At 36.7% G+C, this 12,471-nt stretch carries 11 protein-coding genes; 3 read left to right on the forward strand and 8 right to left on the reverse strand.

The genetic code is table 11. The features are described from left to right. Positions 1-17: 17 nt before the first annotated feature. Entirely contained in the window at positions 18-1,838 is a 1,821-nt protein-coding gene (locus HUE88_RS11510) for a PKD domain-containing protein (RefSeq protein WP_194369171.1), read from the reverse strand. A 17-nt stretch (positions 1,839-1,855) separates the two neighbouring features. Next, positions 1,856-2,176, reverse strand: coding sequence for a thioredoxin family protein (locus HUE88_RS11515; RefSeq protein ID WP_194369173.1), 321 nt, complete (start codon positions 2,174-2,176; stop codon positions 1,856-1,858). Positions 2,177-2,201: 25 nt separating this feature from the next. Here HUE88_RS11515 and HUE88_RS11520 point away from each other — a divergent pair, with 25 nt between their 5' ends. Further along, positions 2,202-3,110: an AEC family transporter gene (locus tag HUE88_RS11520; RefSeq protein ID WP_194369175.1), complete on the forward strand. Its 909-nt coding sequence runs from the start codon at positions 2,202-2,204 to the stop codon at positions 3,108-3,110. Between the two features lie 6 nt (positions 3,111-3,116). Here the strand turns inward: HUE88_RS11520 and HUE88_RS11525 are convergent, their stop codons facing one another. Together HUE88_RS11525 and HUE88_RS11530 are read right to left on the reverse strand one after the other, a co-directional pair. Beyond that, complete coding sequence (locus HUE88_RS11525; protein WP_194369177.1) at positions 3,117-4,727, reverse strand: GGDEF domain-containing response regulator; 1,611 nt, start codon at positions 4,725-4,727, stop codon at positions 3,117-3,119. A 74-nt stretch (positions 4,728-4,801) separates the two neighbouring features. Further along, positions 4,802-6,238: a protein adenylyltransferase SelO gene (locus HUE88_RS11530; protein ID WP_194369179.1), complete on the reverse strand. Its 1,437-nt coding sequence runs from the start codon at positions 6,236-6,238 to the stop codon at positions 4,802-4,804. Between the two features lie 100 nt (positions 6,239-6,338). Here HUE88_RS11530 and HUE88_RS11535 point away from each other — a divergent pair, with 100 nt between their 5' ends. Beyond that, on the forward strand, positions 6,339-7,895 hold the full coding sequence (locus HUE88_RS11535) for a SagB/ThcOx family dehydrogenase (RefSeq protein ID WP_194369181.1): 1,557 nt from the start codon (positions 6,339-6,341) through the stop codon (positions 7,893-7,895). A 65-nt stretch (positions 7,896-7,960) separates the two neighbouring features. Continuing rightward, positions 7,961-8,272 (forward strand): DUF3144 domain-containing protein, encoded by a 312-nt coding sequence (locus tag HUE88_RS11540; RefSeq protein WP_194369183.1) that lies wholly within the window; start codon positions 7,961-7,963, stop codon positions 8,270-8,272. Between the two features lie 49 nt (positions 8,273-8,321). Here HUE88_RS11540 and tkt read toward each other — a convergent pair whose 3' ends face one another. From tkt to HUE88_RS11560, 4 genes are all read right to left on the reverse strand, one after another. Next, positions 8,322-10,241 (reverse strand): transketolase, encoded by a 1,920-nt coding sequence (gene tkt, locus HUE88_RS11545; protein WP_194369185.1) that lies wholly within the window; start codon positions 10,239-10,241, stop codon positions 8,322-8,324. A gap of 64 nt (positions 10,242-10,305) precedes the next feature. Continuing rightward, complete coding sequence (locus HUE88_RS11550; RefSeq protein ID WP_194369187.1) at positions 10,306-11,151, reverse strand: polyprenyl synthetase family protein; 846 nt, start codon at positions 11,149-11,151, stop codon at positions 10,306-10,308. Between the two features lie 12 nt (positions 11,152-11,163). Then, positions 11,164-12,144, reverse strand: a complete 981-nt coding sequence (locus tag HUE88_RS11555) for a DUF7488 domain-containing protein (protein ID WP_194369189.1) — start codon at positions 12,142-12,144, stop codon at positions 11,164-11,166. After that, complete coding sequence (locus HUE88_RS11560) at positions 12,145-12,462, reverse strand: YbaB/EbfC family nucleoid-associated protein (protein WP_194369191.1); 318 nt, start codon at positions 12,460-12,462, stop codon at positions 12,145-12,147. Positions 12,463-12,471: the final 9 nt, after the last annotated feature.

Consider the following 12,471-nt stretch of genomic DNA (forward strand, 5'->3'; position numbering starts at 1 on the left):
TTAAGTGTTTTAGGGTTCTATTCTCCTATACACCTAACTGTAGCCCCGTCGGCTCTGTTCAAATTACCAATATCAGCATCATTTGAGCTAAAGTGAAGAGCGCTGGAGTAAGCACCTTTCGCACTGCTTGACCACACTACGCCATATGAACCGCGACCATCCAATGACCCACTTTCACCACTTCTAAAACCAGAAGATGGGAATTTTAAAAAGCTCTTATATAATTCCGTGTTGTTTGACTTTGCATTTGAAATACTTATTGTTTCACCTCTTAGCTCTGCTAAGGTTGGCACGCGATACCCAACTGGACAAATAGAACTTCCGTCTGTTTTAGACCAATTTTCACTTCTTAATCTTCCATCGCTATCTAATACTGTCCAGTCGTAACTATTCTTTCCGTAATCAGTTATAAAATTATTACCTGCACTCTTTAAATCAGTAGACATAAGTGATGTTTTAAAACTTTTACCTTTTTGATGTCCATCACTATTTCTCCCCCATTGATAGTAGTCACCGTAACATGATTTGTCATAAAGAGCTTTACACACTCGAATAGCACCCAAGTTTCTATCAAGCCAAACACGCTTTGTATGTGGAGACAGTAGAGTTTTGTATTCTAAATTTTGATGAGTAATTGTTTTGGAAATAAACTCCACTACCGTTACAATAACCTTATCTGAGGAAGAAGTCCCATCTTTATAAACAACAGTTAGCGTTATATTGTGAACTCCCAATGAAAAGTCTGATTTTGAAAAAGATTTCTTAGTAGACAACACTTTTGCATTTTCTTTCCACATGTAGCTTGCAATAGTTCCTTTGCTGTTACTGCCTCCCGAGGCGGTTAGTTTCACTGTTGTTCCGTCCATAACTGTTTGATCAACTCCAGCATTTGCTGTTTTAGATGCAGTCGGCAATGTCTTATCTTGGATGCAGCGAACGCTATAACCTAGTGCACGAGCATCGTATCCGATATAAGCAGCACTAGAGCTAAAGTGCAGAGCCCCTGAAAGAGAGCCATTAGAATCACTTGACCATACGAAACCACTAGAGCCCATATTGCCTGATGAGCCTGCGCCATAAAAGCTGTTTCCAGCAGATGGAAATTTCAAAAAGTTAGCATAAGCAGCTTTGTTGTTTGGCATACCTTTTGAACTTCCTGTAGTTTCAGATTCTAATTCAACAATGGTTGGGACACGATACCCAACCGGGCATACTGAAGTACCGTCTGCTTTGGACCAGTTTGTAGCTCTTTGTTTTCCGCTGTTATCTGACTCTGTCCAATCATAGGGGGAGGTTGATGTAGTTATAAAACTGACTCCGGCCATATTTACATCCGTTGCTTGTTCTGATGCCGTAGTGCTAGAGGCGTTTTGATGTCCATCACTGCTTCTGCCCCATTGGTAGTGATCTCCATAACAAGATTCATCTTTATAAGATGAACATACTTTAGATGCCCCCAAATTTCTGTCTAACCAAACACGCTCTGTGTACGGCGACTCAACTGTTAAATACTTTTTTCCTTTGTGAGTTATCTGCTCGGCTTTAAAAGATGATTTAGCTTTAACTGCTTTCTTAGCCACTTTTTTTATTGGAGAAACCAGCTGAGTAGTTTCAGCAACAACATTTTCTACCTCTACAAAAGGCTCCACTATAATCTCTGTGGGCGTTAGTACATCAGTCACATTAACATCTTGTATTTCATTGACCACCACTTCTTTTAAAGTACTTATTTTTGGAACTTTACCACTATTAGTATCATTCTTTTTACTAAATACAAGACCAATAGCTAGCAGGCCAAGAATTAAAAACACTCCAATGTATAGCTTATTTATTTTCAAAGTAGCCCTTTATTAAATTATGAAGTCATAATGTCGTAAGGTCGTTTTATCTCTCTTACAACCTCATCAACGCTCATGTGTCTGGATTTTCTCAAGAATTCTCTTCCATCTAGAAAAACCAAAACTGTTGGAATGGCAAAAACACTAAAGCGAGTTGCTATCTCTTGGTCTAGAGATGTATCTACACTCACTATTTTAAACTCGCTAAAATTGGCATCAATTGCCTCTAACAGTTTAGGTTTTAAAGCATGACACACATTACATGTAGGCGCTGAGAAATAAACCATCACCGCCAAATTTTCTTCTATAAGTTTTTTAATATTTTCAATTGTTTGCATAGCGGAATTCTACTATAATACTGCGATGAGTTCAATAATATATTCAATTTTAGGTATTTATATCTTTATAGTTATCGGCTATGTTGCTAAAATGAGCTTCAAAGATGCCATTGATGACAAAACCATAACACTTATTAATGTATACTTTTTACAAGTTTTTTTAACTTTTTGGGGTCTTTTAATTCACCCTGTTGACGTAACGCTTCTTTATGCTCCTTCTATATACTTAGCAATTGTTGTAATTGTTTTGTTAGTCTCAGTAGTTGTTGCAAATAAACTTTTTAAAGACCCCAAAGAGTACTCAATTGCAACAGTTGCGGCGATAATAGGTAATACAGGAAATTTGGGAATCCCTCTGAATATAGCTATATTTGGAGAGGAATCCATCCCATACACTACAGTTATAAATCTTGTCAATGTATTTATAGTATATACAATAGGTGTTTATTTCTATTCACGCGGAACTTTCGATGCAAAGACTTCACTTAAAAACATAGTTAAACTACCTGTTCTTTGGGCAGCAACTATAGCCATAATTTTAAGTGCTTACAGCTATAAACCAAACGAAGTCATTATGACCACACTGACCATGGGTGCTTATGCCTCAATGACTATGCAGCTCTTTTTATTCGGTATATACATGTATGGAACTAAAATAAAAGAGATAAGTAAATCTTTGGTAATTTGGGTTATGTCGTTTAAGTTTTTGATTTTACCGGCTATAACACTCTTAGTTCTTTACTCCATTGATTTGGAGCCTATGATAAAAGGGATAATTTTCCTAGAACTTATGATGCCCCTGGCTATTGCAAATGTAAACCTTGCCTCACTATATGAGTGTAAACCAAAAGTTGTAACTGCTCTAGTATTTATCTCTTCTGTTATTTTTCTCGGAGCAATATTTTTTGGTGTAAGAGTTTTAGCTTATCTATAAACTTAATTAACTCATCACCCTATTTCTTCCCATCTGCTTAGCCATATATAGCGCATCATCACTTCGTTTTAAGAAATTTTCTATCGTGTCGTTCTCTTTTGCAACAGCTACACCCAGGCTTACAGTCTGTCTAACAATATCAATAAAATGAAAGCTGCTAACTGCAAAACGGATTTTTTCTGCCAATATTACAGCACCCTCAATATCCGTAAATGGGCATATTACGGCAAATTCTTCTCCTCCCCACCTGCAAAAGGAGTCGCTCTCCCTTAGACACGATTGTATTATCTTTGCAGATTCAATAAGGACATGGTCTCCAGCTTGGTGCCCATAAGAGTCATTTACATTTTTAAAATGATCAAAATCAACCATAATAATTGCGAGTTCTTTTTTGTATCTGCCCCTTTGGGAAAATTCATAACTTAATACATCATCAAATTTATTACGGTTATATGCCCCCGTTAGTTTATCTCTAATGGAAAGCTCTTCAACCCTTTTTTTATCTGTTATATCAAAGCGGATAGACTGATAACCCATAAGTATCCCAAAATCATCATATATCGGTTCAATCGCGACAGATACCCAATAAAAATCTCCACTTTTTTTTCTATTTTTTAATTCACCACTCCATACATGTCCTGCCTTAATTGTCTCCCACATCTCTTTATAGAGACTTGAATCCATATCTGGGTGTCTGACAATATTATGGTTCCTGCCTATGAGTTCCTCTTTTGAGTAACCGCTTATCTCGGAAAATGCATCACTTGCATAAACAATAATACCTTTTTTATTTGTGATGGATATCAAAACATATTTATTGACAGTTTCTATATAGGTATCCAGACGCTGCTTTTGCTTAAGTATTTTCATCATACTCATAATGTGGGTATTAAATCTCTCTTTATCAATTGTTTCACTAAAAAAATCAGTTACTCCGCTTTTTAAGAATTCGCCCTTTAGCTTCTCTACTCTTTTAGTGTCCCCGTTTATTACAGTACCGCCAAAAATAATCATGTCGCGATTAGGATAACGATTTTTAATCTCTTTGCATAGTGATAATCCGCTATCGTCACTCAAATCTTCATCTACATATATAATCTTAATACACTCATCATTACGCATTAACTCAAGGGCATCTTTTTTGGAGCTTGTTATAATAGGCTGAAACAATAGTGAAACGAAGACTTGAGTAATTGACTTAGTAGTTAAACTAAGGTGATTTTTACTACAAATGAGTACATGTCTATTATAAAAAGACTCCAAGCCTTGAAGCAAGTCTGCCAAATAAGATTTCCCTGCTAGATTATTTTTAATGACATAATCAATAACAGGATAGTTAGTTACTTCTATGTACTGCTCATCTGTTAGCTCATCAAAAGTTGCAATGGTCGGTATATTTTTTTCTAATACATAATCAATAACTTTTTCGCCAAGATTATTTTTCATCTCAAAATCAACTATTGCAGCAAAAAAAGTTTCACTCTCCAGCAAGGAGGCAATATACTCCATACTCGTCGCCAATATAAAATGAAATCTTTTGTCTTTCATCCTCTCCTGTAAAAAAGCGGTAATTTGTATATCGTGATCTGCAACAAGAATATTTTTAGCGTTTGGCATATGTCAACCTAAATTTATTTATTTCAAATTGTAACCCAACTGTGCACAATAACAAATTAAAACAGGTGTTCACATTAAGATGAACAACTCAACTTAAGGTTTTTTGCCTGCTGCGGAGCCGACCTACTAAGGTGCTCAAGTTCAAAATGCTCTTCAAACGGACTCTGAGCAACCGTAAGTAGCTCCTCTATCATTGAAAAGTCATGTCTCTGCGCTTTTTCTATTGCCTCTTGCAAAATATGATTTTTTAAAATATATTTTGGGTTTACCTGTAGCATCTCTTTATGTCTATCCTTATTTGACAAACTCTCTTTTTTCAAGCGTTTATCATAAGCATCTAACCACTCACTTATTGGTGATTGAAGCTGAGCAAGTTCTAAAATGCCTTGCTTCTCTCCATCATATCTGGATAGTAATCTGAAGAACTTTGTATAGTCTGTTGGCGAGCTTCCCAAAGCACCCAACATCCACTTTAAAAGTTCAAGGTCACTTTCAAAGGAGTTAAAAAGCCCCATTTTTTTATACATAATTGCCAGATACTCTCTCTCATAAACTTCTCCGAAACTCTCCAGTACTTCTAGGGAACTCTCATGATTTACAATAGCCGAGAGAGCAACTGCCAACTGTTGTAAATTCCAGTGAGCAATCCCCGGCTGGTTTTTAAAACTGTAACGGCCATCTACATCTGTATGGTTACACACATAGTTTGCATCATAGTCATCTAAAAAAGCAAAAGGACCATAATCAATAGTTCTCCCGTCAATAGACATATTGTCTGTGTTCATAACACCATGGTTAAAACCCACACTCTGCCACTTAGCTACAGTTTTTGCTGTATTTTTCACAATCTCGCCGTACATTTTCAGGTAAACACCCTCTTCTCCTTTGAGATAAAAAAATGATTCATCTATGACATAATCTGCTAACTTTTGAAGTTGTGAATGTTCACCTCTTGAGTTAAAATACTCAAAAGTTCCAAAACGCACCCAAGTTGGTGAAAGGCGAAGAACAATAGCACCCTTCTCCCATCGCTCACGTGCAACATCGGTATCGCTCCCAATAAGAGCTAAAGCACGAGAGGTCTCTATCCCAAGACCATGCATAGCTTCTGACATCAGGTATTCACGGATACTTGAGCGAAGGACGGCTCTTCCATCCCCTTGACGAGAGTAAAGAGTTAGACCTGCCCCTTTTAGTTGCAAGTTTTGCCCATTAACTTTACCCAGATTGATTGCTCTGCCATCCCCAAGACGAGGGACAAAGTAACCAAACTGATGACCAGCATAACACATGGAAAAAGTTTTTGAGCCATCAAGTTTGTGGCTGCCGTTTACAATATTTACAAGATTCTCATCTACACTTATATCATCTTCTATCCCTAAAAGTTTTGCTGCATCTTGTGATGCAGATATAAGAAAAGGGTTTTTCAGCGGTGTCGGTTCAACCTCGTCAAAAAATATAGAATCCAGACTCATATATGGTGTTGTAAGTTTTAGTTGTGATAATTTCATAGTTAGCTTTTAACATGTGAGATATTAAAAATAGCTACACTTAATAAAACAGGCTTTTTTTTAGAGCTTAGCTTAAGATAAATTTATTTAAACTGCGTGCATGAATAAATCACTACAGAGAGTTTACGAGTACCACGAAACTACAAAACATGCACAACACCGCTATGCCCGCTCGCTCGGGTATATGGACTGGAACACTCAGCCGGACCCGTTTAGAGTTTACAAAGGGGCTCAAACAATAAAGCTCCCTCTCGCACTTAGCAACACGACTCCGCCATACCATCTTCTTGATGAAGAGTTACCCTCTGCTCCACTTGTTAAAGAGTCTCTCTCTCAGCTTTTACAGTTCTCTATGGGCATTGCTGCATATAAAGAATCAGGTGGTAGTTCTTGGGCTGTAAGATGTAACGCCTCTAGCGGAAACTTGCATCCAACAGAGGCATATGTTATTTTGCCACCTCTTTTACAAGAGCAAAACAACTCTACATGTATATATCACTACGCCCCTAAAAATCATGCTTTAGAAAAACTGGCAGAGTTTAAGAGTTCATTTTGGGAGGGCTTGGCTGAGGGTAGTTTTCTCATTGGTCTCTCAAGCATATCTTGGCGTGAAGTGTGGAAATACGGGGAGCGTGCTTTTCGCTACACTCAGTTAGATGCCGGACATGCATGGCAGGCTTTTGTTGTCTCAGCAAAGATGCTGGGATGGAAAGTAACACGACTTGACAGCGTAAGTGACAGCGACATGTCAACACTTTTAGGCTTGGGACAAAAAGATAGATTTTTTGAATCTGAGAATCCTGACATGTTGCTTGTAATATCTGCTACAGAAGTTGAGCCTTTTATATCTATAGATGGTTTGATTAAGAACACTCCTTTACTCTTTGAAGGTATAGCAAACAGACTTAGTCCAAGCATGCAAAAATGGGAAATAATTCCACAAATAGAAGAAGCAACTAAAGAGTTTGAGATAGCTCAAAAAAAACTACATGTAGAGAGTTTTAAAAAAACTCCAACCAAAGAGTCAAAAGATGTAGTGATAGATAGACGAAGCGTACATGTAATGCAAAAAGACATATCCAAAATCACAAAAGAGCAGTTTCATACAATCTTGCAAAGCGTAGTTCACTCACAAGACGGAAAAGAAAATTCAGCTCATTTGGCTCTATTTGTAAACCGGATAGATGGTTATGAATCAGGTTTGTATATCTTAATTAGAAATGAGAGGGACAAAGAGAGTTTAGTTAAACAGATGGATGAAAAGTTTGAGTGGAAAAAGACAGAGCTACAAAATCTTTACATGTTAGAAAGTGGAGATTTTATGGCAACTTCAAAGGCAATAAGTTGTAATCAAGACATTGCAAGTGATGGTGCTTTTTCTCTTGGAATGTTGTGTAACTTTTCACAACAACTACAAGAGCATGGAGCTCATAGATATAAAGAACTTTACTGGGAGTGCGGGGCTATTGGTCAACAACTATATCTAGAAGCCACTTCCATTGGTCTCTCGGGGACAGGTATAGGGTGCTTTTTAGATGATTCGATGCATGATTTACTAGGATTAAAAGATAATCGTTTTCAAATCTTATATCACTTTACTGTTGGTCGAGGATATGTTGACAGGAGAATCACAACAAAGCCTGCATATGATTTATAATATTTAACTAAAGAAGTTAACAAACAATATTGTAAAATAACCAGACACAATTAAAAGGGAATATTATGAGTAAAAATGTAGACACGGATACGCTTTATACAACTGCAGATAAGTTTATAGACCTTGCAAATATACTTTCACAAAAAGATAAATCAGGTACGGTTGGTTCAGCTTTTCGATTTGCAGCAGCTAGATATAGTGCATTTGAACTATCACTATCTGGTAAAGATTTATCCAAAGAAAGAGAGGAGCTAAAAGAGGGGCTTTTAAAAGATTATGCTTTAATGCTTGATGAAAACATAGATGTATATATTCGTCACCTAAGAGAAAAAGCTCAGCGAGAAAAATCTCATTCTAAACTAAAAGTTTTTTCATAAACTAAACTATACACTTACATGTAGAATAACTCTACATGTAGATAGAAAATTATTTGATTTTTTCTAAAATACTATCTACAGAAAAACCAAATTTTTCAAATAACTTTTCTGCTGGAGCTGAAGCACCAAAACTCTCCATTGAAACAACTTCATCTGCTAATTTATACCACTCTAAACCGCGAGCCGCTTCAATTGCTACTTTTTTTGTATCAGGTTTAATAATTGAGTCTATGTAAGACTTTTCTTGCTCAATAAAAAGGTCATAACAAGGGACAGACACAACATTTACAGGGACATCTTTAGCATTTAGTGCCTCTTTAACATTAAGAGCAAGTTCAACTTCCGAGCCTGATGCCATAAGAGTTATAATAGCATTTTCATCACTTGCCAGAAGATATCCACCTTGAGTTGCAGCCCCCTTTACCGGAGTAGGAAGAACTGAAAGATTTTGACGAGAACAAACAAACGCAGATGGAGATTTACTCATTGCCAGTGCTGTCTTCCAAGCTTCAATATTCTCAGCTCCGTCAGCTGGTCTCCAAACATAAAAGTTTGGAAGTGCACGAAACTGACTTAAGTGTTCAATTGGCTGATGAGTTGGTCCATCTTCACCAACACCGATAGAGTCATGTGTCCAGATAAAGAACTGTTGGATTCCTGTAAGCGCAGCAATTCTAGCTGCAGGTTTGAGGTAGTCTGAGAATACAAAAAATGTTGCACTAAAAGGGTTAAGCGGACCATAAAGTGCCATTGCATTTACAATTGAAGCCATTGCATGTTCACGAATACCAAAGTAAATATTTCTACCCTTTGGAAATACACCCATATCATTAAGGTTAGTTTTGTTTGATGGGCTTAAATCTGCACTTCCGCCTAAAAAGCTTGGAACTGCTTTTGCGATAGCGTTCATAATCTTACCATTTGTGTTTCTTGTAGCATCAGCCTTATCAAAAGCCGGCCATTGAATTCTTGAAAAATCTGGACTTTGTAAAGCTGCAAGTGCCTCATTTTGTTCCATTAATGGGAGAGTTTTTTGTCTGTGAATCCATTCACGCTCAAGTAAATCACCATCTTCAATAGCACATCTGAATCTTACCATCACATCTTCATCAACATGAAAACTTTTTGTTGCATCAAATCCGGCAGCTTTTTTTGCCTCTTCAATTACATCCGAACCAAGTGGCGCACCGTGAGAGTGGTGAGAACCTTCAAGTTTACCGGCACCTTTTGCGATAACAGTATTTGCTATGATTATGGTTGGTTTTTTATTTGATTTTGCAGTAGTGATTGAAGCATCAATCTCATCAAAGTTATGTCCATCACACTCTAAAACATCCCACCCTTGAGACTCAAATCTCATACGGATATTTTCAGAGATACTTAAGTCTGTCGAGCCTTCAATAGTAATGCGGTTTGAATCATAAATAAGAATAAGATTGTCAAGCTTGTTGTGTCCAGCGATAGAACATGCTTCATAACTAACACCCTCTTCTAAATCGCCATCACCACATAAACAGTAAACATTATGGTCAATAAGCTCCGCAGTCTCAGAGTTAACCTGAGCGCCGACAAATTTAGAAGCCATTGAAAAACCAACAGCATTAGCAATACCTTGACCAAGCGGTCCGGTTGTAATCTCAATACCTGCTGTATGGCCAAACTCTGGATGCCCTGGAGTTTTAGAGTCTAATTGACGAAAGTTTTTTAGATCATTAACTTCTAAGCCATATCCCCAAAGGTAGTAAAGTGAATAAATAAGACCTGTTGCGTGTCCGCCAGAAAAAACTAATCTGTCACGGTTTAACCAGTTTGGGTTTTTAGGATTGTGGTTTAAATGCTCACTTAAAACAACTGCAATATCTGCCAAACCCATTGGTGCACCTGGGTGACCTGAGTTAGCCGCTTGAACCATATCTGCCGCTAAAAATCTTATACTATCTGCCATTTTTTGACGCATTACATTACTCATTTAATTTCCTTGGTTTTATTTCTTAATATAGGCGACTAAAGCTTGACTTTTTAAGCCAGAGTCTTTATCTATGCCTGTTTATATACTTTGTTAATAGTGGTGAGAGCTCATTTTTCAAGCTCTCATCAAAACCGTTTAACTCAACTGTTAACTCACCTGCTAAATCATTAGCCTGATTTAGTGCCTCATCTAGACCCAAAAGTGTGACAAAACTGTTTTTTTCTTCATCATTGTTTGTCAACTTTCCAGCCTCTTGTGAGCTCTGTGTTACATCTAAAATATCATCTTGAATTTGAAAAAGGAGACCAAGCTTTATTCCGAAATCATAAAGCTGTTCGCCAAGATCCTCTTTTCCAACAATAATTGCACCCATTTTAAGTGAAGCGGCAATGAGTTTCGCCGTTTTGTTTGTATGCAAAATTTTCACATCATCTATGCTTAAGGGCTTGTTTTCAAAGTAACAGTCTATTGCCTGACCTAAAACCATCCCGTTTAGTCCACCGTTACTTGCCAACTCTCTTATAAGCTGAACTCTAGTGTAGTCTGAAAAAGGGGCATTGCTTAAAACTTCAAAAGAGTAGGTGTTTAGAGCATCTCCAACAAGTATTGCGGTGACTTCATCAAACTCTACATGTAGAGTTGGTTTCCCTCTGCGAAGAGGTGAGTTATCCATCGCTGGTAAATCATCATGTATAAGCGAATAGGTATGTAAAAGTTCTATTGCGTAAGCAGCATGACGGGCGCCATCAAGCATTAACGAGTTGTAAGAGTTTACAACACCCAGCAAAAGTGCAGGACGAAATCTCTTTCCACCCGCACAAAGCATCTTTTGCAGAGCATCCTGATATGTTGGATGAATACTTTTTGATACCGGTAAGTGGCTTAATAAAAAATTCTCAAAGTTTTGCATATGGAATTTTACCTAATTTACAGTCACAAAAAACTGAAATTCTTCTCTTTGAAAAAGAAGATTTACCGACTTTTCACTATTGGCTATAATCTCTAATATATCTTGTTCTTTTTTGATTTTTGTCGTATTTATTTGAAGAAGTTTATCGCCGATTTTAAGCTCATAGTGTTGAGCTTTTTTCTCTATTTTTACAATAAATAAGTTCTTGTCAAACGATATACCTAAAAATTCTAAAAATGTGTCACTAAGATAACCTCCGCCATATCTTTTTTTGGTTGTCGCTTTTATAACAAGTATCTTATCTTCACGCTTAATTTTTATTGTGTGAACAGAACCGATATCGCTAAATAAAATATTTCTCATTAATGTTGCACTATCAATTACATCTTTGCCGTCAAACTCCAATATGCAGTCATCTTTTTTAAATAAATTATTTTTCATAAACGGATTACTAGAGTTAACAATAACAACTTTTTTCTCATCGTGGACTCGAATCCCAATATCTCCATAAGAGACCTCTTTAGTCTCTAAAAAACGCTCAATATACTCTTTTTCAATTATCCCCTCTGGAGTAACTATGCCCTCTAGAGCGCAACAACTGTTTGTAAGAAGAGCTAGACCGTAGAGAGGTTCGCTGTATGTTGCAAAACTGTTCAATCCAATCTGGCTTTTTAAAATCTTACCCTCTATCGCTATTGTTCTGTCTACAGCGGCAGTTCCAAGCGTAAGATTCTTATTTATTCTAAATGGGTATTTGAATTGATTTTTGTCTTCTATAAGATACAGTGATAAAAAAGGGTCATATTTAATGATTTTAGCATTTGGAATATTTTTTGAAAAGATTAATAGTTGATTATTGTCTACAGGTATTTGTAGTTGTTGATTTTTTATTGATTTTGAATGATTAATTTTAAGCTTACAGGAGTCAAAACCACCATCGCATGCAAACAAATTTAAAAGAAGAAGATTAAGAGCTATAAAAAGCCTAAGCAACTACTTCGCTCCAAATGGGTTTATATTGCCAATACTGCCTAACATTCCCATAGCACTACTCTGTTTGTTTAGTTCTACCATCTTATTGGCATCGTTTATTGCACCGATAAGTAAAATTTGAAGTGACATTTTGTCTGATAATAGTGAATCATCAATATTTATATCAATAAGTTCGCCTTTGCCATTTATAGTTACATCAACCAGTCCGCCTCCACTTTTAACATTAAAAGTTTTAGACTCAAGTTCAGCTTGAAGTTTATCAGCATTTTCCTGCATACCCTCAAGCATTTTACCCATATCGCCAAGGTTTCCGAACATTATAATTTC

The sequence above is a fragment of the Candidatus Sulfurimonas baltica genome (assembly GCF_015265455.1).
Lineage (GTDB): Bacteria > Campylobacterota > Campylobacteria > Campylobacterales > Sulfurimonadaceae > Sulfurimonas > Sulfurimonas baltica.